The organism is Roseibium sp. SCP14, from assembly GCF_040329475.1.
In the GTDB taxonomy this organism is placed as follows: Bacteria; Pseudomonadota; Alphaproteobacteria; order Rhizobiales; family Stappiaceae; genus Roseibium.
Genome location: NZ_JBDZYH010000005.1, coordinates 266,599 through 291,961 on the forward strand (window position 1 = coordinate 266,599; position 25,363 = coordinate 291,961).

Below are 25,363 nucleotides of genomic sequence, written 5' to 3' on the forward strand. Positions count from 1 at the left end.
TCCTTATCCCGGCGTGTGATCTTAAGCGAAGTTCTTGGCGAACGCGTCGACGGCAGCTTTCAGCTTGCCGGTCAGTTCGTCGTCAAGTGCCTTCTTTTCCCAGATGGCGTCCAGCAGATCCTGGTGCTCACCGCGCAGGAACAGAAGCAGGCCTTCTTCGAAGTCACGCACACGGTCAACCGGATGCGCATCAAGGTAGCCGTTCACACCAGCGTAGATGACCGCAACCTGTTCTTCGGTCTTCAGCGGCGAGAACTGCGGCTGCTTCAGAAGTTCTGTCAGGCGTGCACCGCGGTTCAGCAGGCGCTGTGTGGTTGCGTCGAGGTCGGAGCCGAACTGCGCGAAGGCCGCCATTTCGCGGTACTGCGCAAGCTCACCCTTAATCGGGCCGGCAACCTGTTTCATCGCCTTGATCTGAGCGGAGGAACCCACGCGGGAAACCGACAGACCGACGTTAACGGCAGGGCGGATACCCTGGTAGAACAGGTCGGTTTCCAGGAAGATCTGACCGTCGGTGATCGAGATCACGTTGGTCGGAATAAACGCGGAAACGTCGTTGCCCTGGGTTTCAATGACCGGAAGAGCGGTCAGGGAGCCACTGCCGTAGTTTTCGTTCAGCTTCGCTGCACGTTCCAGCAGACGGGAGTGCAGGTAGAAAACGTCACCCGGGAAAGCTTCACGTCCCGGCGGGCGGCGCAGAAGCAGAGACATCTGACGATAAGCAACGGCCTGCTTGGTCAGATCGTCGTAACCGATCACGGCGTGCATGGAGTTGTCACGGAAGTACTCGCCCATCGCACAGCCGGCAAACGGTGCCAGGAACTGCAGCGGAGCCGCGTCGGACGCGGTTGCGGCGATGACAATGGAGTATTCCAGAGCGCCGGCATCTTCCAGGGTCTTCACGAACTGGGCAACGGTGGAACGCTTCTGGCCGACTGCAACATAGATGCAGTACAGTTTGGCGCTTTCGTCGTCGCCGGCATGCAGCGGCTTCTGGTTCAGGAAGGTGTCGAGGATGATCGCGGTCTTACCGGTCTGACGGTCACCAATGACAAGCTCGCGCTGTCCACGGCCAACCGGGATCAGGGCGTCAATGGCTTTCAGGCCGGTTGACATCGGCTCGTGCACGGACTTACGCGGCAGAATGCCAGGCGCTTTGACGTCCACACGGCGCTTTTCGGTGGCTTCGATCGGGCCTTTGCCGTCGATCGGGTTGCCGAGCGGGTCAACAACACGGCCGAGCAGGCCTTTACCAACCGGGACTTCCACGATGGCGCCGGTCCGCTTGACCGTATCGCCTTCCTTAATGTCACGGTCAGAACCGAAGATAACGACACCGACGTTGTCGGATTCCAGGTTCAGGGCCATGCCCTTGATGCCACCTGGGAATTCGACCATTTCACCAGCCTGAACCTTGTCCAGACCATAAACACGGGCGATACCGTCACCGACGGAGAGCACCTGACCAACTTCAGAAACTTCGGCTTCCTGGCCAAAGCTCTTGATCTGGTCCTTGAGGATTGCGGAAATTTCCGCGGCCCGAATATCCATCAGCCGACCTCTTTCATCGCGAACTTGAGTGAATTGAGCTTGGTACGCAGAGATGTGTCGATCATGCGTGAGCCGACCTTGACCACGAGGCCACCGATCAGAGCAGGATCAACTTTCGCTGCGACGTTTACGGATTTGCCCGTGGAAGCGGAAAGAGCCTCTTTCAGGGCAGCGACATGCTCGTCGGAAAGAGCAGCTGCGGATGTCACCTCAGCTGTTTCCTCACCCCGCTTTTCAGCAAGGAGGGCCCGGAAGGCCTTGATCATGTCGGGAAGAACGAAGAGCCGCCGGTTACGGGCGGCCAACTTCACAAAATTTGCGGCAAGACCGGAAATGCCTGCCTTTTCGAGAAGTGCCGTGAGCGCTGCAAGCTGCTCCTCAGCACTGAATGCCGGGCTTTTCACAAGACGGTCGAGATCTTCACTTTCGGCAAGCATGCCTTCGAAAGCAGTCAGATCCCGCTCCACGTCAGCCGTTACGCCATCGCCCTCTGCGAGGTCGAGAAGGGCGGACGCATAACGCTGTGCCACGCCGGATACGAGAGATACGTTGTCAGTCACCAGGTCCGTGCTCTCTGACATTTTTCATGCCCGCAGAACGGCTAGCGTCTTAAGGCATTGAAAAGATGAATGATTTCAAGGTCGGAAGGTATGACGGTTAAACCGTTCCCCCAAAGCCGCGCCTCAATTAGCACAGGGTTTCTCAGTGTGCAACTTCGCCGGATGGCTGTTCTTGCCGATTTATAGGTGTTTTTTGCTATGTGCCTATAAAAAGTGTTGCGGATCAATGTCTACCTGCACTCTTAATCCTTTAGACGGTTTTGGCCCGTTGCCCAGCCAACCGCGTAAATAGGACTGCAGATCAAACTGACGGGGCGCCATAACCAGGAGTCTGTAGCGGTAACGCCCGCGAACCATGGCAAGAGCAGCTTCGGCGGGCCCCAGGACGGTTACCGCCTGATCGTGAGGAGCAGCTCGAACCAACGCCCGAGAAAAACCTTCTGCAAAGATCTTGTCCGGACCGGAGATGACAACGGCGGCCAGGCGCCCGAATGGCGGCAGTCCGGCAACACGGCGCGCTTCGATTTCGGCTCGGTAGAAGGCATTCTTGTCGCTGGACAAAAGTGCATTTATCACCGGATGATCAGCGTTGTAGGTCTGCAAAAACCCTTTGCCGCCGCCGGTTACACGTCCCGCGCGGCCGGTCACCTGGGCTAGTAACTGGAAGGTTTTTTCAGCCGCGCGTGGGTCGCCATGAGCCAGTCCGAGATCAGCATCAATGACGCCAACCAGTTTCATTTTCGGAAAGTTGTGCCCCTTGGCAACCAGCTGCGTGCCTATGACAATGTCGGCTCCGCCCTCCTCCACGATCTTCATTTCACGTTTGAGCCGCTCCGGTCCGCCAGGTAGATCGGACGAGAGAATCAGTGTGCGGGCCTGCGGAAAAAGATCGGAGACCTCTTCAGCGATTCTCTCCACGCCGGGGCCGCAGGCAACCAGGGTATCCTTGCTCTGACAGGACGGGCAGGCGTCCGGAACCGGCTCGAAATGACCGCAGTGATGGCAAATCAGCTTCTTCTGGAACCTGTGTTCAACCAGCCACGCGCTGCAGTGAGCACACTGGAACCGGTGGCCACAGGTGCGACAAAGAGTCAGGGGTGCGTAACCGCGCCTGTTGAGGAAGAGGAGCGACTGGTCACCTTCGGCAAAGGTGTCCTTGATGGCATGGACGAGTGTCGGGGCCAGCCAACGACCGCGCTCGGGACCGTCGATGCGCATGTCGATCGCCTGAAGATCGGGAAGGGCTGCTCCCGAAGCCCGCTCCGGCAGTTCATAGAGCTCATACCGGCCCAGATCCGCATTGACGTGACTTTCCACCGACGGTGTCGCCGAAGCAAGAATGACCGGAAATCTGGACAGGTGACCGCGCACCACCGCCATATCTCTGGCGCTGTAGGGAACCCGGTCGTCCTGCTTGAAGGCGGCATCGTGTTCTTCATCCACGATGATCAGACCGAGCTCCTTGAAAGGCAGAAAGAGTGACGAGCGCGCGCCGATCACGACGCGCACATCGCCCGAAGCCACGCCGCGCCAGACGCGCGCACGGTTCTTTGGGGTGATTTCGGAGTGCCATTCCGCCGGATAAACACCGAATCGTTGCTCGAACCGGCGCAGGAACTGTTCGGTGAGGGCAATTTCCGGCAGCAATACCAAAGCCTGCTTTTCCCGGCGCAGCGCCTCGGCAATCGCTTCGAAATAGACTTCCGTCTTGCCGGAACCGGTCACGCCATCAATCAGCGAGATACAGCCGCCCTTGTCAAAACTCTCCTTCAATCCTTCGGCAGCTCTTTGCTGGTCCGGTGTCAGAGGCTTCGGTGCATAATCGATTTGCGGTCTGGGCGGAGGTGGAGCTGCCGGCATGGAGACGGTCTCCAGCACATTTTGCTGCAAAAGCCCGTCGATGACAGACGGAGAAACCCCGGCAGCATGAGCTAACCCGCTTTTGGTCCAGGCAAATCCTTCTTCCATGGTTGCCAGCACACGTTTACGCGCCGGTGTTGCCCGATCCGGTTCTGCCGCCTCAATCCGCCTGACTCCAGGAACCGGTGCTTCCGGCTCCAGCGCCTCTTCCGAACGCAACACCATGCGCAGAACCATTCCCGGGGCACCCAGAGTCCAGTTTGCGACCCAGTCCACAAAGCGTCGCAGATCTTCATCCAGCGGCGGTGTCGTGTCATAGACCCTGGCAATTGTCTTAAGTTTCTTCGGATTGATGGCGCCATCCGGCTCGACATCCCACACGGCTCCCAGAACCTCACGCGGTCCAAGCGGTACCTTGACGATAGTGCCAGGCACCACCGCCTGTCCGGCGGGGACTTTGTACGTGTAGGCAACAGGCACCGGAACCGGCACCAGAACACTGGCAATCGTTTCTTTGAACTCTGGATCGTCAAACAGCACGGAATGTCAGGTCCTTTTCACCTCGCGCCGAGGGCCTTCTATCTCAAGTATTTCAGCCATCGACACAAATGACGACATTGCCTTCCCAACGCCCGCTTTCAAGGCTGATAATTTTTGAGGTACGTACCGCAAAAATTTCTTCCACTGGAGAATCAGGGGTTCTTCTTGTGATCATCCTAGGGTAAAGAGAGCGCGGCTGAACATGAAATCGTTTGCCCCGAAGTCGGGGAAAGCATCCGGCGACCGGCAATATGCAAAAGGCTGGGCGCCTACAGGGAGTAGACACTGATGAAATTTTTCGTCGACACCGCCGACACGGCCGAAATCAAGGAACTGGAATCCACCGGTCTTCTTGATGGCGTGACCACCAATCCGTCGCTGATCGCCAAGTCCGGTCGCGACTTCAAGGAAGTGATTGCGGAAATCTGTCAGATCACAAAGGGCGATGTCTCCGCCGAAGTCGCCGCCACCGACTTTGATACCATGATCAAGGAAGCGCATGTGTTGCGCGAACTGGCCGACAATGTCGTCATCAAACTTCCGCTGACCTTTGATGGCCTGAAAGCCTGTAAGCAGCTGACCGACGAAGGCACCAAGACCAATGTGACCTTGTGCTTCTCGGCCAATCAGGCGTTGCTCGCCGCCAAGGCAGGTGCAACCTACATTTCGCCATTCATCGGCCGGCTGGACGATATCCACGCCGACGGTTTGGAACTGATCCGCGAGATCCGCGTTATCTATGATAATTACGGCTTCGAGACCGAAATCCTGGCGGCTTCCATCCGCACGCCGAACCACGTCAAGGATTGCGCCATCATCGGTGCCGATGTCGCGACCATTCCGCCGTCAACACTGAAAGCTCTGGTGAAGCATCCGCTTACCGACAAGGGCCTCGACGCATTCCTGGCCGATTGGGCCAAGACCGGTCAGAGCATTCTCTGATCGACAATTTTCATGACTGCAGAGACGGCCCGGACTTCCGGGCCGTTTTTGTATCCAGCTTGCCGAATCAAGTCAGACGCCATTATTCTGCGGTTGGTCTCCGGGCGAGGCCTCCGGTCCGCGGAAAGGTTTCCACGCTCGCAATCAACAGCACCCAAGGTGCTGAAGACATTCGACACCCGCTCGATCCGGAGATGCGGACGCTGGATAATATCCGAGCCCGGGAGTCATCATGACCAATCAAATGCGCGACGCGCAAACCCTTCCGCTGTTAAGCTCCACCGATCTTTCGCTCGATCTCGAGCGCCAAAGGCGATTCGCAAAAGAGTTGCGCAACGCCGTTCGGGAGGGATGCAAGACCTCCATTGACAGATTGAAGGTGCACCATCCCCGCTTCGACCAACTGGAACTATCCTCCTTGAAACTGTCCGATGCCCAGCTGACGCTTGCACGCGAGGCCGGGCTCCCAAGCTGGCCTGCCCTGAAAAAGCATGTCCAGCAGATGGACATTGCCAAGACTGCCATCGAACAGGCCTCCACCGCACCGGATGCGGATCTTCCGACGTTGCACATCCGGTGTGGCAACGACATTGAAACCGCCCTGAAGCGAGCGGGCTTTGCCGGTGATTTTCTGATGTTCGCCGATCCGATCTGCCAGGGTCCGGTCAAATCCGGCAAAGAGGCGCAAAAGGTTCGTGCCGAGTTCATCGCGAGCGAATACCCGGGCGAAATTTTTGAGGAAACGCTTGAAGTTCTAAAAAGTGCCGATACGCTTTTGTCCAATGCGGGCAATCACGGCCGGATCGTTCTCTGGTTCGAACACGATCCCTACGATCAGCTCCTTTTGGCAAGATGTCTTGCCGTTCTCAGACAAACCGGTGCGGACAGACGAAAAGTCGAGTTGGTCAGCCTCGACAGATTTCCGGGGATCGAGAAATTCATCGGGATCGGCCAACTGTCACCAGCAGCCCTTCGCTACACGTATGACCAACGTCAACCGGTCAGCGCATCAGCCTATGCCACGGCATCCGATACCTGGAACGCGCTTAGCGCACCATCTCCATTGCCCTTGTTTGAAATTGCAAGCCAATCCAAATCGCTGCCCTATCTGAGCGGATCGATATTGCGGTATCTGGCCGAACTGCCTTCTGTCGAAAACGGCTTGTCCTTCACTGAACACACCATTTTGGACATTCTCAAGGACGGTCCGCTTTCTTGGGCCGGGATCTTCAGAGAGTTCTTGATGAAGCGTGATCCCCTTCCCTACCACGGAGACCTGATGTTTCTTGGAACTCTGCTCCGGCTGCGGGACGCTGGCCAACCAGCCCTGACAAGCGAGACAGTCAGCCTGGACCAGGACGACTGGGGCAAGGCCGAGTTTGCACTGACTGAAGCAGGTGAACTGCTCTTGCAAGGCAAAGCGGATTGGAAGGACTTCAGCCCACGCAAAAGACAACACGGCGGCATCGACTGCTTCGGCAATCCCGACTGGAGGTGGGACAAGGTCAGAAGGTGTCCGGTTGCTGCAGGAACGGCAACATCCGGCAATTCAAGTTGACCAGGGGCAATTGAAATCTTTCTCTTTGCGGGAAAGACGGCGCCGTTAAGAAAGCATAGGCACACATGAGGCACACTGGGGTCATGTGTGCCCAAACAGATAATAGCGAAATGTTGCTCGTCACGGCCCAACCGGATCTCAACCGGCGACTCGACAACTGGCTGGATCACCTTTCAGACGAACGCCGTCTGTCCGACAAGACCCTGCTCGCCTATGAGCGGGATCTTCGTCAGTTCCTGCGTTTCCTGACCGGCCACCTCGGCGGTGCACCGGCCGTGAAGGATATCGCTGCACTTCGGCCTGCCGATTTTCGTGGTTTTCTGGCCTATCGCCGCCGTCAGGGCGTTCAAAGCCGCTCACTTGCGCGCGGTCTGGCCGGAATTCGTTCGTTCCTGAAATTTCTGGAACGACAGGGGGAAATAAATGCAGCGGCTTCGGACGCGGTTCGCCCTCCGCGTCAATCCCGTTCATTGCCCAAACCCGTTTCATCGCAGGATGCCATCGACATTACCAGCGGCGATCTGGCGATGGAAAGCGAGGCGTGGATTGAAGCCCGAAACGCCGCCGTGCTGACATTGCTTTACGGATGCGGCCTGCGGATATCGGAAGCGCTGTCTCTAACCGGCGGCATGGCTCCGAATGCAGGTGCCAAGACCTTGCGCATTATCGGCAAGGGCCGAAAGGAACGGATTGTCCCTATCTTGCCCGCGGTCTGCCAGGCGGTGGACCTCTATCTGAAACTCTGCCCCTTTGCGATTACCCCTGAAGGCCCACTGTTCCTGGGTGCGCGAGGCGGACCGCTCAATCCCCGAATGATTCAACTGGCCATGCAAAAGCTGCGCAGTGCTCTGGGCCTGCCGGACAGCGCAACGCCGCATGCATTGCGTCATTCCTTTGCAACGCACTTGCTGGCAGGCGGCGGTGACCTCAGGACGATCCAGGAACTGCTTGGGCATGCGAGCCTTGCATCCACTCAGATCTATACTGAGATAGACAGTACGCATCTGCTCTCGGCATACGACAAGGCCCATCCGCGCGGATAAGTGGCAAAATCATCTCCGTCGCGGCAATTCGTAGACTGATCGCACAAGTCCGTCCGGAAATTTCTCCCGGGCAATCTGCCTGCCTCCCAGTTTCTGAACCAGCCCGCGAGCCGCCGCGTTGTCATCATTCATATGCGTTTCAACAAGCGGCCAACCGTATTCCTCATAAGCGTGTCGGATAGCCGTCCTTGAAACTTCTACCGCAACGCCCTTGCCACGCGCTTCCGGAAGCAGCCACCAGGTAAGCTCCCTTCTCGGCCAACCCTGAGGCCAGACAAAACCGCACCCGCCCAGAGCTTCGTTGCTGATTTTGTCTCGGATCACCCACATGCCGTAACCGCGCAACTGCCAATGACCGAGATGACCCGCCAGGACACGCCACGCCTGATCTTCACGCAAGGGTCCCCCGTAAAACCGCGAGGCCTCACCATCGGCATAGAAACCTTTGTAAAGTGCAAAGTCTCTGGTCTGCGGAGGTTGCAGCGTATACCGCTCCGTGGTGAGTGAATGCATGCCCGTTTCCTGTTTCGGCTGGAAAAGAATCGAAGAAGTTGTTCAGTATAGCGCCAGTCATTTCTGGCAGTGCCTCCCTCAATCGACTAGGTTGATTTGCAACAACAAATTTGCCGCCAGTTCAAAGTTTGCGTCTGGTCCGAATGGAGAGATTCGAATGCGTCTGATGATCCTTGCTGTCGGCTTCCTGCTTGTGTTTTGCACGCCTTCCCTCGCCCAACGCATTTACTGCCCGATTCCCGAGGACGGGGTCTGGGTCAATCCGGATGCCGAGCCGAAGGAAATCAGCCGGATCGAGATTGAAAGCCGCTGTGAGAACGAGCAGGTCTTTGTCCGCGTTCGTGCCTTCACCTCATGTGTTCCACGAGATTGCAAGTGGGGCTGGACCAAGGCTGAATTGCGCTCCGACGGCGCGATCCAGGTGCTACTGGTCGGTTTTTTAAGCAGCAAACAGATCACTTTGCGGGCGTTCGGCGATCTTCTCGACACGCATGTCATCAACGTGGTCAACGATCAGTCCTCACCGCGTACCGAAAAAACCTATAACCTGCAAAGAAAATGAAGCATCAAGGATACAGCCCACCAGCGTCGTTTTTTCTTGCCAGATCGGAGCAATGCATTACCGTACGTAAGTGATCTGAGTTTCGGATTGGAAACGAACGGAGGGTATCCATGCGCCTGATGAGCATTCTGTTTAGCGCCCTTGCCCTGATTGCCTTTCTCATTGCACCGGCAAGTGCCTGCTCCTGGAGCAAATCTGCGGATTCGCAGCAGATGACCGTTGCCGACGTTAGTGAAGTGCCGCAAACCGGTGCGGATATCTCGCTGGCAACGAATGACCTGAGCGACGACGTGTTGCTGGAGGTATCGCCTCTGCCGGTCCCGGTTGAAAAGCCGGCCGAATAAGCGGCGGCCAAATTCAAGAAGTTTAAACCCGTCGCTCGCGGCGGGTTTATTGTTTGCACAAAATCTGCAAAAATCTGCCTCTTTAAGACCTCAACAGGACGCGAAAATTCCTGTTTCAAACCGCAACGATTTCAGATTGGGGGTCTTGCTTGAAATTTTCCAGACGGTTTTTCTTGAAAAGTCTCGGACTTGCAGGGCTTGCTGCGATTTCGGCTCCGGCTTACGCAATCGGCGTTGAACCGTTTCGCCTGCGCATTCAACGCTATCACCTGACGCCACCACGCTGGCCAAAGGACCTGAAGTTGAAAGCGGCCCTGATCGCCGATCCGCATATTTGCGACCCGTGGATGAACCTTGACCGCGTCCGTTTCATCGTGGAGCGTACCAACGCGCTCAAACCCGACATCATCCTGATGCTCGGCGACTATGTGGCCAGTCACAAATGGCAGTACGATCCGATCCCACCGCAAAGATGGGCGGATATCTTCGGAGACCTGTCCGCTCCACTCGGAACACATGCCATCTTGGGCAATCACGACTGGTGGGATGACAGGGAAGCACAAGTAACAGGCAAGGGACCGACCAAATATGGCCAGGCCCTGATCAACGCCGGGATCGAGCTTTATCAGAACCGCGCCGCAAGGTTGGAAAAGGACGGCAGGGTTTTCTGGCTGGCCGGCCTGGATGACCAGATCGCACTAAGGCCTGTTCACAGGTTGAAGCGCTATCGCTGGCGCGGTCTCGACGATTTGCCCGGCACCCTGAATCAGGTGACAGATGACGCACCGGTATTGTTGATGGCGCACGAACCGGACATCATCGGTGAAGTGCCTTCGCGGGTCAGCCTGACGCTCAGCGGACATACCCATGGCGGTCAGATCAACTGGTTTGGTTATAAACCGGCCTTTCCCGCAAAGCATGGAAAAAGCTATGCCTACGGCCATATCATTGAAACCGGTGGAACGACAATGGCCCGCCATCTAAGCCTGTCGATTGAACCGCGTCACCTTGTTGTGTCCGGAGGGCTGGGCTGTTCAATCGTCCCGGTCCGCTTTGGCGTTCCTCCGGAAATCACCGTTGTCCATCTGGGAGATAACCCGTCTGCCCAAGTGGCCTGATACTGGTTGCAGTGTATCTCGCAAACGAATTCCCGGAGTACTGATCGCTTCGATTGCACATTCGGCCACCTCACTATATCTATAGAAGCTATAGATTTTGAGGACCAGTCATGGACTATTCGATTGGCGAGTTGTCGAAACGGACCGGCGTCAAGGTGCCAACCATCCGTTACTATGAAAAAGAGGGGCTCCTTGAGGCGCCACTGCGGACAGAGGGCAACCAACGCCGATACCATGCTTCGGAACTTGACCGGCTTGGCTTCATCAAGCACTGCCGGGATCTCGGTCTGCCCATGCCGGCGATCCGCGATCTGATCGAACTCAGCCAGCATCCGGACAGTCCTTGCGAACAGGCGGATCAGATCGCCGGAACTCAGCTAGCGGAAGTGCGGCTGCGCATTGCTCATTTGAAAAAGCTGGAAGCTGAACTTGAACGGATTGCAACAAGTTGCCAAGGCAGCCATACCGTAACCGAATGCAATGTCCTCAAGGCATTCGGCGATCACAGCCTGTGTCAGGAAGATCACTAGCGGCTCTTTACTCAGCCGTTCTTTCGAGGTGATCAGTGATCCGGCCCGTTCGCCTTTGCCGGACGAGCGCAATATCACGGATTGCGAAATTGGCTTGGCGAAGGTCGACGATGTTACGGTGGTTTTTTTGGACTGCCCCTAATACCTGTCGAGGCACAAATGCTTAGATTCGGCGCACGAACAGCAAAACTTCTGGAAATTTCCTATCAGGGATCGGACTTCTCACGGCGGAGGCGTGCCTCTTTTGATGCACTTCGTCCGAAGCCGGGAGATGCAATTGCCGATATCGGTTGCGGTAACGGGATGCTTACGCTCGAGCTGTCGCGTACGATCGGCGATGGCGGCCAGGTCTACGGCGTCGACCCGAGCGAAGACATGCGCCTTGCCGCCAAGAACCGCTGCGAGGACTTCACCAATGTCGAAATCCTGGACGGGACAGCAACCGATCTGCCTCTTGAAACAGGCTCGATTGACAATGCGGTGTCGTTACAGGTGTTTGAATATCTCGACGACCTCCCGGCAGCGGTCTCGGAGGCAGCCAGGATCCTGAAACCCGGTGGCCGGCTGGTGGTCGGGGACATGCATTGGGATACGATCGCCTGGTTCAGTGATCATCCGGAACGTATGCGCAAAGTGCTGGACGCCTGGGATCACCATTTGGTGGAGCGGTGCATACCTGCCGTTCTGCCACCTGTGTTGCGAGGCGCCGGCTTTCAGGTGGAAGAGATAATCCCGATCCCTTTCAGTGACGCCGAGCTTCGCCCGGACGGGCTTTCAAACATGATGATCCATCTCATCAAGCCCTTCGTTGTCAAGAAAGGCCTGATTTCCGAGAATGAAGCTTCCGATTGGGCGGACGAGCAGACCGAGCTCGCAGAGGCCGGACGGTTTTTCTTCTCAATCACTCATTTCGTCATCATGGCCAGGAAGCACTAGCCAGGCACTCAAAGACACGCGGGCACGGCGTTGATGTGACCTTGGAACTGGTCGGCGTCAGCTCTCTCTGCCCTCCAGTTGCCGCTCTTCAACACTTTCGCCGAACTCCCGGATAAGCACATTCCCGTTTTCGCGCTCCAGCCTCATGATCTTCCAGCGTTCTGTGGGAAGATTACAGGAATGGCGGCCAAGCACGCACGGTATCTGCGGCACTCTCTGGTAATCCGGTTTCGACCACACCCTGCGGGCAACGTCGTGCCGCCCTTTCAGATATCCCAGCAACGTGTACTCGCTGACGAACCAGACGTCTCCCTCTTGAAGATCCTCCAGACTGGTTGCCCGCCCCTTTGGAAATGTCCCGCCCCACGTCCAGGACAAGGCGCCCCCGGTCTTTTGATCCAGGTAATGCTGGGCCATCGTTTCATCGACAAACACACGCTTGCCCGCTTCCACATCCTGCAGATAGGCATCAACAACCTGGCCCCGGTTATGCTGATCTTCGGAAAACAGATAGAAACTGAAAAAGTTGATGGAAAGGACAAGAAACAGAACACCGTAGAGGGCGGACTTGGCCTTGTTCCACCGAACTGCAAGCGCCGCGTCGAGTGCAACCAGAAACACCATGGACGCCGCAAGATTGCGGATCAGGGCCTTGTCATGAAGGAACGCCGCCAGAAACTGACCAGCCGCGAGCATTGCGCAAAGAGCCGCAACAACCCGGGCCTTTCGAAACAGAACAGTTGCGGCGGCGGCAAACAGAACAGCTCGGACGATGGCTTCATCGTTGAAGCCACCTCCCGTCGATCGGCTGGCGTGATAGGTGAACTGGTTGAGAAATTCAGCAAACTCAAAATTGATCGAGACAGCAAAAACAATCAACGACAGGCAGAGCGCCGCAAGGCCTTCACTCAATATTCTCAGGATGCCTGCCTGGCGCGACAGCAGCCGCCAGATCTCCAGCACCGCGATTGCACCGAGGCTCCAGGCAAAAATCGCCGGAGCCGCAAGCGGAGCAACGCCAAGCAGGACTTTCCCGAAGATGCTGCAAGCGGTGGTGCTCCTCGCCCGTCCGCGCTCTCCGGCGACTGCCTTGATCAATAGCGGTAGAGATACAAGGAGCCCCAGCACCCAGATCAGCGCACCGGTCAATTCCAGACGAAACCCGGCGACCACATACATAGGCGCAAAGATCAAAGGCGTGAACAGCGCTGCCAGTCTCAGATTGAGTTTCAGACAGATGAGAACAAAAATCAGGCTCGTCAGCGCGTAACAAAGAAACTCGAACAGGACGAGTGAAGTGGTATCGGTGCCGGCGGCACCGAAGAACAAGCCCGCAAGGATAAGATGCAGTCGCGGCTGCAAATGATAGTTTTCCAGGCCGGGAAACTGCACTGCAAGCAGGGAATTCGAATGCCGCCCGCTCTCGGCGAACTCCATCGCCCAGGGAACGAAGAACAGGTCATCGACATTTGCAATCGTATGTTCCGGCCAAAAGAAGATCAGACCGCAAAGCAATGGCAGGATTAGTCCGGCAATCAACAGGATCCATGCCGCTGAAAGCGCGCGCGGGGTGCCGTTTACTGTCTCTGCCTGGTTCAAGATACACCTCAACGACAATGAAAAAGCCGGAGGCTCTTATGTCTCAAGAGCTCCCGGCTTCCAACTGTTTTCGTTTCGTAAGCCCGATTGAACGGACCTGCATGCCGTTTACGAGTGGATAGGCTTTGCAAATGCGCCGAGTGCGGCTTCCTTGATGGCTTCCGACATAGTCGGGTGCGCATGGCAGGTCCGCGCTAGATCTTCGGCGGATCCGCCGAACTCCATCAGCACGGCTCCTTCGTGAATCATTTCGCCTGCACCGAAGCCAACAATATGGACACCCAGAACCCGGTCGGTCTTGGCGTCTGCCAGTACTTTCGCAAATCCTTCCGTGTGGTTCATCGCACGGGCCCGGCCATTAGCGGAGAAGTTGAACTTGCCGGTCTTGTACTCGATGCCGGCAGCCTTCAGTTCTTCTTCCGTTTTGCCAACGGAGGCGACTTCCGGCTGGGTATAGACGACGCCCGGAATGACATCGTAGTTCACGTGACCAGCTTGTCCGGCCAGGATCTCGGCAACGGCAACGCCTTCGTCTTCTGCCTTGTGCGCCAGCATCGGTCCGTCGACCACATCGCCGATCGCATAGATACCGTCGACGTTGGTCTTGTAGTGCGCATCGATCCGAACGCGGCCACGGTCATCCATCTGAACACCGGCCGTATCGAGACCAAGTCCCTCGGTGTATGGACGTCGGCCGATGGCGACCAGCACGATATCGGCTTCGATGATCTGAGCATCGCCGCCCTTTGCAGGTTCAACGGTCACAGCCAGGCCTTTGCCCTTCTTCTCAACACCCGTGACCTTCGACGACAGTTTGAAGGTCATGCCCTGCTTCTTCAGCATGCGCTGGAAGTTCTTGGAAATGTCGCCGTCCATCGGGCCGAGAATCTTGTCCATGAATTCGACAACTGTGACTTCGGAGCCGAGACGGTTCCAGACAGAACCCAGCTCCAGGCCGATCACACCACCGCCCACGACGACCAGCTTGCCCGGTACCTTGTCGAGTTCGAGAGCTCCGGTAGAAGAGACGATCTGCTTTTCATCGATCTCGACACCCGGCAGAGGCATGACGTCGGAACCGGTGGCGATCACGATGTTCTTCGTATCCAGAACAGTCGCCGCCCCATCTTCGGCGGTCACTTCGACCTTACCCTGGCCGAGGATCTTGCCCGTGCCGGTATGAACGTCGATCTTGTTCTTCTTCATCAGGAAGGCAACGCCGTTGACGTTGGCATCCACGACATCGCCCTTGTGCTTCATCATGCCCGGAAGGTCGAGTTTCGGCTTGGAAACCTTGACACCGATCTTCTCCAGGCCGTGCCCTGCCTCTTCAAACATTTCAGAAGCGTGCAACAGCGCTTTGGACGGGATACAGCCAATATTGAGGCAGGTCCCGCCTAGCGTTGCGCGTTTTTCGACGACTGCGGTTTTCAGACCGAGTTGAGCCGCCTTGATCGCACAAACATAGCCCCCCGGGCCGGTTCCGATGACGACAAGATCATATTGGGACATTTTGGGTCGCCTTTGCCTCTTTCAGTTTAAAGTCCAGATTGCTGGATCATGGTAGGATTGCCCGGCCTCCGGACACGTCCAGAATGGCTCCGGTCGTGTAGCTGGATTGGTCGGACATGAGCCAAAGAATTGCTTCGGCCACTTCATCTGCGGTGCCCGCGCGTTTCATCGGCAGTTTGGATTGCAGTTGAGCCACCCGGTCGGGGATGCCGCCGGATGCATGAATTTCAGTATCGATGATGCCTGGGCGAACCGCATTGACTCGAACGCCCTCATCCGCGACTTCAAGCGCAAGGCCGACGGTCATCGTGTCGATCGCACCTTTGGATGCCGCGTAGTCGACATATTGCCCCGGAGATCCAAGCTTGGACCCGGCCGACCCCAGATTGACGATCACTCCGCCTTTGCCGCCATGTCTGGTCGACATGCGTTTGACGGCTTCACGGGCACACAGAAATGTCCCGACCAGATTGATGGAAAACATCCTGGTGAGACGGTCGACGGTCATTTCGTCGACCCGTTGCGCATGATCAACCACCCCGGCATTGTTCACCAGACCAACCAGACGACCGAGCCTGTCGGCTTCACCGAACAGTTTCAGCACTTCCGCCTCGTGCTGGACATCGCCCTGCACGGCGACCGCCCGGCCACCATCGGCCTCGATCTCGCCGACAACAGCGTCTGCGGCCGCCCTGTTGACTGCGTAATTGACCAACACCGTGTGGCCAAGACCAGCCAGCTTGCGGCTGGCTGCGGCGCCAATTCCCCGGCTCCCGCCAGTCACCAGAATTACAGTATCTGCCACCTGAGATCGTCTCCTATCTGCCGCTCACGAATTGCAAGGTCTCCGAGCCCCGACCGCCGGACCAGAGGCCCTGCAAATCGCCATTGCCGGTCAAAGCGTAGACAACCGGTGTCGTATCGCCCCAGTCCACGGTCAGCACATTTCCGTCAAGCGCTCCGATGCCTTTGTAGCTGTCGGCGCCGATCTGCCAGATAAGAGTGAACTTGCGGCCCTGGCGGGAAATATCGACGGTACCGACATAATTCGATCCGTTCGGGTTCCGACCCTTTGCGCTGTAAGTACCTTCGCGGAGCGCAAGGCTTTTCTGGGCGGAGCGCGAATACAGCGTCAGCCTTTCGGTCGCCGAGCCGTCTGCCCATTCGCCATCGAGGATCTTTTCGCCTTCAAACGTATAGACAACCGGGTGCTTGTCGCCCCAGTTGACCACAAGCATGCGACCGGCGAACTCTCCCACTCCGGTGAACACATCGTCGCCAATCCACCAGGTAAAGTGAACCTTGCGACCATCCGGGGTGATCGAGAGCATGCCGGAATAGCCGGAACCGTCAGGGTTCGACCCGGCAACCCGATAAACTCCCGAAATGCGCCGCGCCGGTCCGTTGCGGGCAAGACTTTCGGCAAGCACCCTGCCGATTGAGGACGAAGCGGCAACCTGCGCCGGGCGCACGCCCGCGCTGTCTCCCTCACCGGCCAGAAACATGAAGTCACCGAAAAAGGAAGACGATATCCAGGGCGTCTGCTCGCCGCTTGTATCCTGATAGACACCCTTCAGAGTTCGCTTGAAGGTTTCCTCCAGACTCAGCGCCGGTGTCTTGATCGCGTCTGCAAGATGCTTCGTATAGGGACTGTTCACACCCTTACCGTCCGAAGCAACCGCTCCCGGCGATGTCGAATAGGACACGAAGAGGCGCGCACTGCTATCAATGCGCGAAAGCCCCTGGCTGTCACCCGTAAGCGGATTGTTGCGGCATGCATCCAGAACGACGATGTTGAGCCCGTCATGGGAAGAACTCATCAGATCAACCGCTTCGCTGACCGCAAACGACTTCGTTCTGACCGTTTCCTCGTCGGGAAAATCCTCACCAAGCGGCAGAAGATAGTTCTCCCCCTGGATCTGAATGCCATGGCCGGCGAAATAGAACATGCCGATGCTGTTGTCCGCCTTCAGTCGATCACCAAATGCCTGCAAGGCTTCCAGCATTCCGTCGCGACTGACATCGGTTTGCAGGATGACGTTGAAACCGGCGCTATCAAGTGCCTTGGCGATGGCAACCGCATCGTTGACGGGATTGGCAAGCGGTGCGAAAGCGTAGCCGGCATTGCCGATTACAAGCGCTGTACGCTGCTGCTCTGAAACCGCGGCGGATGCCAGACCAAATACCGACACGATCAGGAAAAGAACTGTCAGAAAGGAGCGTTTCATCGCGCTCATTCTCTTTTCCTTTCCCAAGTTCGCCCTTGATCCGCTGCGCGGGTGTTACTGCTCCGCGAGCGCGAGCCGGAAACCGAACCCTGCGAATGTCGCCGCGATGGTTCTGCGCATCCAGACCATCATCCGCTCACTCTGCAGCACCTTCTCCCCGACCAGCGAGGCAAAGAGGCCGTAGCCAAGAAATACAACAAAGGTCATCGCCATGAAGACGCCGCCCAGCATCAGCATGTCGAATGTCGGATTGGCAGCAGACGGGCTGACGAACTGAGGCAGGAACGCCAGAAAAAAGACCGTCAGCTTCGGGTTGAGAATGTTGATCAGAATACCAGTGCGCGCCGTCGCCCAAAGGCTTTTGCGCGCACCCTTTTCCGCTTTCAGCTCCAGAGGACCGCTGTCCTTCAGCGTTTGCCAGGCCAGATAGAGCAGGTAAGCGACGCCGGCATATTTCACGACCTGAAAGATCAGGGCGCTGGTATGCATCAGGGCCGCGAGCCCGACAACGGAGGCCAGAATGGCCGGAATGATCCCGAGGGTACAGCCAATGGTGGCGGCAATCGCTGCTTGCCGCCCCTTGCCGAGTCCAACCGCCACTGTGTAGACCACGCCGGTTCCGGGAACCAGCACGACGACCAACGCGGTAATCAGAAATTCCAGGCTCATACCCGCCCCCTTACGCTATTGCCACGTTGGCCGGATCAGAGATCCAGGACGAGGCGCTGCGGATCTTCCAGGCTTTCCTTGACACGCACGAGGAAGGTCACGGCCTCCTTGCCGTCGACGATCCGGTGGTCATAGGAAAGCGCCAGATACATCATCGGGCGGATCACGACCTGTCCGTTCACCGCCATCGGGCGTTCCTGGATCTTGTGCATGCCCAGAATGCCGGATTGCGGCGCATTCAGGATCGGGGACGACATCAGTGAGCCATAAACACCACCGTTGGAGATGGTGAAGGTGCCGCCGGTCATATCGGCCATGCCAAGCTTGCCGTCGCGTGCCTTGCGGCCGAGATTGCCGATTTCCTGTTCGATTTCAGCAATGGACATCTGGTCGGCATCCCGCACGACCGGAACAACAAGGCCCTTGTCGGTGCCGACAGCGACGCCGATGTGGCAGAAGTTCTTGTAGATGATGTCGGTGCCGTCGATCTCGGCGTTCACTGCCGGGATTTCCTTCAGGGCGTGCGTGACGGCTTTCGTAAAGAAGCCCATGAAGCCGAGCTTGACGCCGTGCTTCTTCTCGAACAGCTCCTTGTACTGCTTGCGCAGCTCCATGACCGGGCCCATGTCCACTTCGTTGTAAGTGGTCAGCATGGCTGCGGTGTTCTGGGCGTCTTTCAGGCGGCGCGCAATTGTCTGGCGCAGCTTGGTCATACGGACGCGCTCTTCGCGAACTTCGTCTTCTGCAGCAACCGGACCACGGGCTATCTGTGCCGGAGCGGGCGCGGCAGCCGCCGTTGCACCGGAAGCGATTGCATTGATGACATCTTCCTTGAGCACCTGTCCGCGCTTGCCGGAACCGGCAACCTGGTCGGCTGCAAGATTGTGTTCCGCCATCATCTTCTGAGCGGACGGAGCCGGTGGCATGGATGTGGACGGTGCCGGAGTTGCAGCCGGAGCCGGTGCAGCTGCTGCCGCGGCCGGAGCTGCTGCGGCGCCGGCGCCCGACGGATCGATCTGACACAGCAGAACACCCGGTTCGACAGTGGCCCCGGTTTCAGCGGCGATCTTGACAATGGTACCGGAGACCGGTGCCGGAACTTCCTGAGCTGCCTTGTCGGTTTCCAGTTCGACAAGAGTGTCGTCGGTCTTGACGACGTCGCCGACCTTGACGCTCCATTCACCGACTTCAGCTTCGGTGACGGATTCGCCGGCGCTTGGCGTCACGACATCAACGAGTTCAGCCTTTGCATCGGACTTGGCTTCTGCTTTCGCCGGAGCAGCGGCGGCCGGTGCAGCTACCGCGGCTGCACCTTCGGCGATCTGACCAAGCAGCGCGCCAACTTCGACGGTGTCGCCTTCCTTGACCACGATGCTTTCCAGGGTACCAGCTGCCGGAGAAGGCACTTCGACCGTTACCTTATCGGTTTCCAACTCCACCAGCGGTTCGTCCTGATTGACGGCCTCGCCCGGTTTTTTGAACCATTGTGCAATTGTTGCTTCAGAAACGGATTCACCCAGCGTGGGCACGCGAATTTCGGTTGCCATGGTCGCCTTCTCTTAAAATTACCTGGCCAAATTTTGAAAGGGGGTCTGAAGACCCCCTCTTGATTAGTTTCCAAGAGCCTCTTCAAGGAATGCCTGAAGTTGCGCCAGATGCGCTGACATCAAGCCGGTCGCAGTCGAGGCCATCGCCAAGCGGCCGGCGTAGCGCGGGCGCTTATACTTGGCGTCGATCTGTTCCAGAACCCATTCGATGTAGGACTCGACAAAGAACCAGCTGCCCATGTTCTTCGGCTCTTCCTGACACCAGACCATTTCAGCCTGCGGGAAGCGCGCAAGCTCCATCATCAGAGCCTTTTTCGGGAACGGATAGAGCTGCTCGACTCGCATCAGGTAGATATCATCGATGCCGCGCTTTTCGCGTTCTTCGTAAAGGTCGTAGTAGACCTTGCCCGAACACATGACGACGCGTTTGATCTTGTCATCTGAAACCAGTTTGGTTTCGGAAGCCGGATTGATCTGGGCATCGTCCCACAGCAGACGGTGGAAAGTTGAATCCGGGCCGAGCTCATCGAGCTTGGAGACCGCCTTCTTGTGACGCAGAAGCGATTTCGGCGTCATAAGGATCAGCGGCTTGCGGATATCCCGGCACAGCTGGCGGCGCAGAATGTGGAAGTAGTTGGCAGGTGTCGAGCAGTTCGCTACCTGCATGTTGTCTTCCGCGCAGAGCTGGAGATACCGCTCCAGGCGGGCAGACGAGTGTTCCGGCCCCTGACCTTCATAGCCGTGCGGCAACAGGCAGACGAGGCCTGACATGCGCAGCCACTTGCGCTCGCCAGAGCAGATGAACTGGTCAAACAGGACCTGGGCACCATTGGCGAAGTCGCCGAACTGGGCTTCCCAGAGCGTCAGGGCACGCGGCTCTGCCAGCGAGTAGCCATATTCAAAGCCGAGAACCGCTTCTTCCGAGAGCATCGAGTTGATGACCTCGTAGCGCTGCTGACCAGGCGCGATGTTGTTCAGCGGGATGTACCGGCTTTCGTCTTCCTGATCATACAGAACCGAATGGCGCTGCGAGAACGTGCCGCGTTCACAGTCCTGACCGGACAGGCGAACCGGGTGGCCCTCTTTCAGGAGCGATGCGAAAGCCAGCGCTTCAGCGGTTGCCCAGTCGATGCCTTCACCGGTTTCGATCATGCGCTCGCGATGGTTCATGAAGCGCGCAATCGTGCGGTGGATGTTGAAGCCGTCCGGCACATGCGTGAGAGCGCGGCCGATCTCCTTCAGTTCGCTGACAGGCAGTCCGGTCTTGCCGCGGCGCGGATCGTCTTCATCGGCCGCCCGTTTCATGCCGGCCCATTTGCCGTCGAGCCAGTCGGCCTTGTTCGGCTTGAATGCCTGACCAGAATCGAACTCGCCATCCAGATGCTTGCGCCAGTCGGCCTTCATCTGGTCGACTTCCTCCTGACTCAGAACACCTTCCTTGATCAGGCGCTCGGAGTAGAGCTGCAGGGTCGTCGCATGCTTGCGGATCTTGCGATACATGATCGGCTGCGTGAACGCCGGCTCGTCGCCCTCGTTGTGGCCGAAGCGGCGATAGCAGATCATGTCGATGACCACCGGTCGCTGGAACGTCTGACGGAATTCGATCGCAATCTTGGCGGCAAAGACAACCGCTTCCGGATCGTCGGCATTGACGTGGAAGATCGGCGCTTCGATCACCTTCGCCATATCCGACGGATACGGCGAGGAGCGCGAGAAGCGCGGATTTGTCGTGAAACCGATCTGGTTGTTGATGATCACATGCAGGGAACCACCAGTGCGGTGACCGCGCAGCGCGGAAAGACCGAAACACTCCGCCACCACACCTTGGCCGGCAAAGGCCGCATCACCGTGCAGAAGCAACGGCAGAACAGTACCGCGATCGATTTCGGTGGTCTCGATGAAATTGCCGTTTTCATCGGCAGCAAGCTGATCCTGCTTGGCGCGGGACTTGCCGAGCACAACCGGATTGACGATTTCCAGGTGAGACGGGTTAGCGGTCAGCGACAGGTGAACATCGTTACCGTCGAACGACCGGTCGGAAGAAGCACCGAGGTGGTACTTCACATCTCCAGAACCTTCCACATCGTCAGGTGCGTAGGAACCACCCTTGAATTCGTGGAAGATGGCACGGTGCGGCTTGCCCATCACCTGGGACAAAACGTTCAGGCGGCCACGGTGCGCCATGCCCAGAACGATTTCCTTCAAGCCCATTTGGCCGCCGCGCTTGATGATCTGCTCCAGCGCCGGGATCAGCGCTTCACCGCCATCAAGACCGAAACGCTTCGTGCCGGTATACTTGACGTCCAGAAACTTCTCGAAGCCTTCGGATTCGATCAACTTGTTCAGGATCGCCTTCTTGCCCTCTGAGGTGAAGGCAACCTGTTTGTCCGGTCCTTCGATACGCTCCTGGATCCAGGCCTTTGCTGCCGGGTCGGAAATGTGCATGAACTCGACACCAAGGGTCGAGCAGTAGGTCCGTTTCAGAATATCCAGCATCTCGCGGATGGTGGCGTATTCGAGACCAAGGACATGATCGATGAAGATCTTGTGGTCCCAGTCGGCTTCGGTAAAGCCGTAGGAAGACGGGTGCAGTTCTTCGTGATCGCCCTTGCCTGCAAGCCCGAGCGGATCGAGATCGGCGTGCAGGTGACCGCGCATGCGATAGGCACGGATCATCATCAATGCCCGGACCGAGTCGCGTGTGGCCTGATGGACCTCGGTGTCCGAAACCGGTTCACCCTTGGCCTGCGCCTTCTTCTTCAGCTTGTCGCCAAGCTTCTGTTCGATCGGCGCCCAATTGCCGTCAAAGGCATTGACCAGATCGCCATTGGCCTCGATCGGCCAGTCCTTGCGTTTCCACGGTGCCCCGCGCGCTTCCTTCAAGACAGCTTCTTTTTCGTCCTGGAAGGCCGCGAAAAAGTCCCGCCACTCGGGTTCAACCGAGTTCGGATTCGTCTTGTACTGTGCGTAGAGGTCTTCGATATAGGCTGCGTTGGCGCCGTAAAGCAACGACGTCAGTGCGAATACGTTGTTCGCTTCCTGCCGTGCCATGTCCATCTAGCGGAGGTTTGCTCCGCCCTTTTTGTTTTGGCGGGCCGAGAATATGACCCGCGGCCGGTTCCCTACAAAGACCGGTGCCCAAACACCGGCCCCTCGAAAAATAGTCACAGCACCTGACGCGCCGTAACCTATCCTTTCATCATGCAGCAGGAAACGTAAACAGTTTCCGTCACCTGCTGCAAATTTTCTTGCTCTTTTAGCGCTTCAACACTTCGAGAAGGGTTTCGCCGAGCTTTGCCGGAGAAGGAGACACCTTGATGCCTGCCTCTTCCATGGCCGCGATCTTGTCTTCCGCGCCACCTTTGCCGCCGGAAATCACGGCACCGGCGTGGCCCATGGTGCGGCCCGGAGGAGCCGTCCGGCCTGCGATGAAACCGGCCATCGGCTTCGAACGGCCTTTCTTGGCTTCGTCCTTCAGGAACTGAGCGGCTTCCTCTTCCGCAGAGCCACCGATCTCACCGATCATGATGATGGACTGGGTCTCGTCATCGGCCAGGAACATTTCCAGGACGTCGATGAACTCGGTGCCCTTGACCGGGTCGCCGCCAATGCCGACGGCAGTGGTCTGACCAAGTCCTGCATTGGACGTCTGGAAGACGGCTTCATAGGTCAGCGTACCGGAACGGGAAACAACACCGACAGAACCCTTCTTGAAGATGGAACCCGGCATGATGCCGATCTTGCATTCTTCAGGGGTCAGGATGCCTGGGCAGTTCGGGCCGAGCAGCCGGGAATTGGACTTCTCCAGCCGACGCTTGACCTTGACCATGTCCGCCACCGGAATGCCCTCGGTGATGCAGACGATGAACGGGATTTCCGCATCGATCGCCTCGATGATCGCTGCGCCCGCGCCTGCCGGCGGAACGTAGATCACGGATGCATCTGCACCGGTTGCTTCCTTGGCTTCGCCAACGCTCGCAAAGATCGGCAGCTGAGCAGAGCTTTCAACGCTGCCCCAGGTCTCGCCACCCTTTTTCGGGTGCACACCGGCCACCATCTTGGTGCCGTAATATTCGAGCGCCTGTTCCGTGTGGAACGTACCGGTTTTGCCGGTCAGGCCCTGAACGATGATTTTCGTGTCTTTATTGACGAGGATCGACATTTGTCAAACTTCCTTCGTTTTAGCGGCACGTTTTCGAAACCAAGCAACTGCGCGAGTTATCAGCAAAGCAATCACGCAGGCCAAGGTGAGATGTAGAGCGACAAACCCCGTTATGGCCCGAGCTACGTCATGATCCGTGGAGAAAAACAACGCCCAGTAAAAGACGCTGCTTACGAATCCGAGCCCGATCACTGTCGACGCTGCCCATGTCTCAAACCTGCCCCATCTGTTTCCCCTTGCCGCAACAAAAACCAAACCGGTCAAGATTGCTGGGCTGTAGAGAACCGAAATAGTCAGCAGGATCTCACCAACCAAGTTCCGACGTACCTCCGGGCTTAACCTTTAACCGCTTTCACGATTTTCTGGGCGGCGTCGTCGAGATCGTCGGCGGCGATCACGTTCAGACCGCTTTCGTTAATGATCTTCTTGCCGAGTTCCACGTTGGTGCCTTCGAGGCGGACAACGAGCGGAACCTGCAGGCCGACTTCCTGAACAGCTGCGATCACGCCTTCCGCGATCACGTCACAGCGCATGATGCCGCCGAAGATGTTGACCAGGATGCCTTTCACGTTCGGGTCGGACGTGATGATCTTGAATGCTGCGGTCACCTTCTCCTTGGAAGCGCCGCCACCAACATCGAGGAAGTTGGCCGGCTCGGCACCATAGAGCTTGATGATGTCCATGGTCGCCATGGCAAGGCCGGCGCCATTGACCATGCAACCGATGTCGCCGTCCAGGGCAACGTAGGCAAGGTCATACTTGGACGCTTCGATTTCCTTGGCGTCTTCTTCGGTCTCGTCACGCAGGGCCATGATGTCGTCGTGACGGAAGAGCGCGTTGCCGTCGAAGGAGACCTTGGCGTCGAGAACACGCAGATGGCCGTCCTTCATGACGATCAGCGGGTTCACTTCCAGAAGCGCCATGTCTTTTTCGACAAAAGCCTTGTGCAGGATCGGGAACAGCTTCTTGCCGTCTTCGCGCGCAGCGCCGGAAAGTTCCAGGGCGTCGCAAAGCTTGTCGGCGTCTGCTTCGGTCACACCAGTGTCCGGATCAATCGGCAAAGTGATGATCTTTTCCGGTGTTTCTTCGGCGACTGCCTCGATGTCCATGCCGCCTTCGGTGGAAACGACAAAGGCCGGGCGGCCAACGGTGCGGTCAACCAGAATAGAGAGATAAAGCTCACGCTCAATGTCGGCGCCGTCTTCGATGTAGAGACGATTGACGACCTTGCCTGCTTCACCGGTCTGTTTGGTGACCAGGGTGTTGCCGAGCATTTCCTTGGCATGTGCGGTGACTTCGTCCAAAGAGAAAGCGAGACGGACGCCACCTTTCGCGTCTTCCGGCAGTTCCTTGAACTTGCCCTTTCCGCGGCCGCCGGCATGAATCTGGGACTTTACGACCCAGAGCGGACCCGGAAGGCTTTTTGCAGCTGCTTCAGCTTCGTCGGCAGAAAAAATCGCGACGCCTTCGGCCACCGGAGCGCCGAATTCCTTCAGCACGGCCTTGGCCTGGTATTCATGAATGTTCATGTGTTTCCCCCGTTGTCGGAGAACCGTTCCTTCGCCGGGAAGGAACGGCTGCTATTTCCT

21 protein-coding genes are annotated in these 25,363 nt (G+C 57.5%); 8 read left to right on the top strand and 13 right to left on the bottom strand.

What is annotated here, in order from left to right; translation table 11 throughout:
- Positions 1 to 21: 21 nt before the first annotated feature.
- The 3 genes from atpA to ABLQ08_RS21380 all read right to left on the bottom strand — a co-directional run bounded on the left by atpA (position 22) and on the right by ABLQ08_RS21380 (position 4,511).
- Positions 22 to 1,551: a F0F1 ATP synthase subunit alpha gene (atpA, locus tag ABLQ08_RS21370; RefSeq protein WP_352946105.1), complete on the bottom strand. Its 1,530-nt coding sequence runs from the start codon at positions 1,549 to 1,551 to the stop codon at positions 22 to 24.
- Complete coding sequence (locus tag ABLQ08_RS21375) at positions 1,551 to 2,132, bottom strand: F0F1 ATP synthase subunit delta (RefSeq protein ID WP_352946108.1); 582 nt, start codon at positions 2,130 to 2,132, stop codon at positions 1,551 to 1,553. The genes atpA and ABLQ08_RS21375 overlap by 1 nt, the downstream gene beginning before the upstream one ends.
- 183 nt (positions 2,133 to 2,315) lie before the next feature.
- Positions 2,316 to 4,511, bottom strand: a complete 2,196-nt coding sequence (locus ABLQ08_RS21380; protein WP_352946111.1) for a primosomal protein N' — start codon at positions 4,509 to 4,511, stop codon at positions 2,316 to 2,318.
- Between the two features lie 288 nt (positions 4,512 to 4,799).
- Between ABLQ08_RS21380 and fsa the strand changes: the two genes are divergently transcribed.
- The 3 genes from fsa to ABLQ08_RS21395 all read left to right on the top strand — a co-directional run bounded on the left by fsa (position 4,800) and on the right by ABLQ08_RS21395 (position 8,054).
- The gene (fsa, locus tag ABLQ08_RS21385) at positions 4,800 to 5,453 is read left to right on the top strand and encodes a fructose-6-phosphate aldolase (RefSeq protein WP_352946114.1); all 654 of its coding nucleotides are present in this window, start codon (positions 4,800 to 4,802) and stop codon (positions 5,451 to 5,453) included.
- Between the two features lie 232 nt (positions 5,454 to 5,685).
- Positions 5,686 to 7,011 (top strand): DUF1835 domain-containing protein, encoded by a 1,326-nt coding sequence (locus tag ABLQ08_RS21390; RefSeq protein WP_352946117.1) that lies wholly within the window; start codon positions 5,686 to 5,688, stop codon positions 7,009 to 7,011.
- A 110-nt stretch (positions 7,012 to 7,121) separates the two neighbouring features.
- Complete coding sequence (locus ABLQ08_RS21395) at positions 7,122 to 8,054, top strand: tyrosine recombinase XerC (RefSeq protein ID WP_352946120.1); 933 nt, start codon at positions 7,122 to 7,124, stop codon at positions 8,052 to 8,054.
- A 9-nt stretch (positions 8,055 to 8,063) separates the two neighbouring features.
- Here the strand turns inward: ABLQ08_RS21395 and ABLQ08_RS21400 are convergent, their stop codons facing one another.
- Positions 8,064 to 8,567, bottom strand: a complete 504-nt coding sequence (locus ABLQ08_RS21400) for a GNAT family N-acetyltransferase (protein WP_352946123.1) — start codon at positions 8,565 to 8,567, stop codon at positions 8,064 to 8,066.
- A 157-nt stretch (positions 8,568 to 8,724) separates the two neighbouring features.
- On the opposite strand from ABLQ08_RS21400, the gene ABLQ08_RS21405 reads away from it, so the two are divergent.
- The 5 genes from ABLQ08_RS21405 to ABLQ08_RS21425 all read left to right on the top strand — a co-directional run bounded on the left by ABLQ08_RS21405 (position 8,725) and on the right by ABLQ08_RS21425 (position 12,057).
- The gene (locus tag ABLQ08_RS21405; protein ID WP_352946124.1) at positions 8,725 to 9,129 is read left to right on the top strand and encodes a serine/threonine protein kinase; all 405 of its coding nucleotides are present in this window, start codon (positions 8,725 to 8,727) and stop codon (positions 9,127 to 9,129) included.
- Positions 9,130 to 9,239: 110 nt separating this feature from the next.
- Entirely contained in the window at positions 9,240 to 9,473 is a 234-nt protein-coding gene (locus ABLQ08_RS21410) for a hypothetical protein (RefSeq protein WP_352946127.1), read from the top strand.
- Between the two features lie 149 nt (positions 9,474 to 9,622).
- A complete protein-coding gene (locus ABLQ08_RS21415; protein WP_352946130.1) occupies positions 9,623 to 10,591 on the top strand; it encodes a metallophosphoesterase in 969 nt (322 codons plus the stop codon).
- Between the two features lie 110 nt (positions 10,592 to 10,701).
- Entirely contained in the window at positions 10,702 to 11,121 is a 420-nt protein-coding gene (locus tag ABLQ08_RS21420; protein ID WP_352946132.1) for a MerR family transcriptional regulator, read from the top strand.
- 159 nt (positions 11,122 to 11,280) lie between these two features.
- A complete protein-coding gene (locus ABLQ08_RS21425) occupies positions 11,281 to 12,057 on the top strand; it encodes a methyltransferase domain-containing protein (protein ID WP_352946135.1) in 777 nt (258 codons plus the stop codon).
- 57 nt (positions 12,058 to 12,114) lie between these two features.
- On the opposite strand, the gene ABLQ08_RS21430 is transcribed toward ABLQ08_RS21425, so the two are convergent.
- The 9 genes from ABLQ08_RS21430 to sucC all read right to left on the bottom strand — a co-directional run bounded on the left by ABLQ08_RS21430 (position 12,115) and on the right by sucC (position 25,303).
- Complete coding sequence (locus tag ABLQ08_RS21430) at positions 12,115 to 13,656, bottom strand: hypothetical protein (protein WP_352946137.1); 1,542 nt, start codon at positions 13,654 to 13,656, stop codon at positions 12,115 to 12,117.
- A 108-nt stretch (positions 13,657 to 13,764) separates the two neighbouring features.
- The gene (gene lpdA, locus ABLQ08_RS21435; RefSeq protein WP_352946140.1) at positions 13,765 to 15,168 is read right to left on the bottom strand and encodes a dihydrolipoyl dehydrogenase; all 1,404 of its coding nucleotides are present in this window, start codon (positions 15,166 to 15,168) and stop codon (positions 13,765 to 13,767) included.
- Between the two features lie 46 nt (positions 15,169 to 15,214).
- Positions 15,215 to 15,973, bottom strand: coding sequence for an SDR family oxidoreductase (locus ABLQ08_RS21440; protein WP_352946143.1), 759 nt, complete (start codon positions 15,971 to 15,973; stop codon positions 15,215 to 15,217).
- Between the two features lie 13 nt (positions 15,974 to 15,986).
- Positions 15,987 to 17,405 (bottom strand): caspase family protein, encoded by a 1,419-nt coding sequence (locus ABLQ08_RS21445; protein WP_352946146.1) that lies wholly within the window; start codon positions 17,403 to 17,405, stop codon positions 15,987 to 15,989.
- 45 nt (positions 17,406 to 17,450) lie between these two features.
- Positions 17,451 to 18,065 (bottom strand): LysE family translocator, encoded by a 615-nt coding sequence (locus ABLQ08_RS21450; protein WP_352946148.1) that lies wholly within the window; start codon positions 18,063 to 18,065, stop codon positions 17,451 to 17,453.
- Positions 18,066 to 18,100: 35 nt separating this feature from the next.
- Complete coding sequence (odhB, locus tag ABLQ08_RS21455; RefSeq protein WP_352946150.1) at positions 18,101 to 19,612, bottom strand: 2-oxoglutarate dehydrogenase complex dihydrolipoyllysine-residue succinyltransferase; 1,512 nt, start codon at positions 19,610 to 19,612, stop codon at positions 18,101 to 18,103.
- Between the two features lie 63 nt (positions 19,613 to 19,675).
- Entirely contained in the window at positions 19,676 to 22,663 is a 2,988-nt protein-coding gene (locus tag ABLQ08_RS21460) for a 2-oxoglutarate dehydrogenase E1 component (protein ID WP_352946850.1), read from the bottom strand.
- Between the two features lie 205 nt (positions 22,664 to 22,868).
- A complete protein-coding gene (sucD, locus tag ABLQ08_RS21465) occupies positions 22,869 to 23,774 on the bottom strand; it encodes a succinate--CoA ligase subunit alpha (RefSeq protein WP_352946153.1) in 906 nt (301 codons plus the stop codon).
- Between the two features lie 335 nt (positions 23,775 to 24,109).
- Positions 24,110 to 25,303 (bottom strand): ADP-forming succinate--CoA ligase subunit beta, encoded by a 1,194-nt coding sequence (gene sucC, locus ABLQ08_RS21470; RefSeq protein WP_352946156.1) that lies wholly within the window; start codon positions 25,301 to 25,303, stop codon positions 24,110 to 24,112.
- Positions 25,304 to 25,363 lie beyond the last annotated feature (60 nt).

Bases quoted from the DNA above. Each gene is read 5' to 3' on its own strand.
- atpA (WP_352946105.1), bottom strand. From the start codon at position 1,551: ATGGATATTCGGGCCGCGGAAATTTCCGCAATCCTCAAGGACCAGATC.
- ABLQ08_RS21375 (WP_352946108.1), bottom strand. From the start codon at position 2,132: ATGTCAGAGAGCACGGACCTGGTGACTGACAACGTATCTCTCGTATCC.
- fsa (WP_352946114.1), top strand. From the start codon at position 4,800: ATGAAATTTTTCGTCGACACCGCCGACACGGCCGAAATCAAGGAACTG.
- ABLQ08_RS21390 (WP_352946117.1), top strand. From the start codon at position 5,686: ATGACCAATCAAATGCGCGACGCGCAAACCCTTCCGCTGTTAAGCTCC.
- ABLQ08_RS21395 (WP_352946120.1), top strand. From the start codon at position 7,122: ATGTTGCTCGTCACGGCCCAACCGGATCTCAACCGGCGACTCGACAAC.
- ABLQ08_RS21400 (WP_352946123.1), bottom strand. From the start codon at position 8,567: ATGCATTCACTCACCACGGAGCGGTATACGCTGCAACCTCCGCAGACC.
- ABLQ08_RS21405 (WP_352946124.1), top strand. From the start codon at position 8,725: ATGCGTCTGATGATCCTTGCTGTCGGCTTCCTGCTTGTGTTTTGCACG.
- ABLQ08_RS21410 (WP_352946127.1), top strand. From the start codon at position 9,240: ATGCGCCTGATGAGCATTCTGTTTAGCGCCCTTGCCCTGATTGCCTTT.
- ABLQ08_RS21420 (WP_352946132.1), top strand. From the start codon at position 10,702: ATGGACTATTCGATTGGCGAGTTGTCGAAACGGACCGGCGTCAAGGTG.
- ABLQ08_RS21425 (WP_352946135.1), top strand. From the start codon at position 11,281: ATGCTTAGATTCGGCGCACGAACAGCAAAACTTCTGGAAATTTCCTAT.
- lpdA (WP_352946140.1), bottom strand. From the start codon at position 15,168: ATGTCCCAATATGATCTTGTCGTCATCGGAACCGGCCCGGGGGGCTAT.
- ABLQ08_RS21445 (WP_352946146.1), bottom strand. From the start codon at position 17,405: ATGAGCGCGATGAAACGCTCCTTTCTGACAGTTCTTTTCCTGATCGTG.
- ABLQ08_RS21450 (WP_352946148.1), bottom strand. From the start codon at position 18,065: ATGAGCCTGGAATTTCTGATTACCGCGTTGGTCGTCGTGCTGGTTCCC.
- odhB (WP_352946150.1), bottom strand. From the start codon at position 19,612: ATGGCAACCGAAATTCGCGTGCCCACGCTGGGTGAATCCGTTTCTGAA.
- ABLQ08_RS21460 (WP_352946850.1), bottom strand. From the start codon at position 22,663: ATGGCACGGCAGGAAGCGAACAACGTATTCGCACTGACGTCGTTGCTT.
- sucD (WP_352946153.1), bottom strand. From the start codon at position 23,774: ATGTCGATCCTCGTCAATAAAGACACGAAAATCATCGTTCAGGGCCTG.
- sucC (WP_352946156.1), bottom strand. From the start codon at position 25,303: ATGAACATTCATGAATACCAGGCCAAGGCCGTGCTGAAGGAATTCGGC.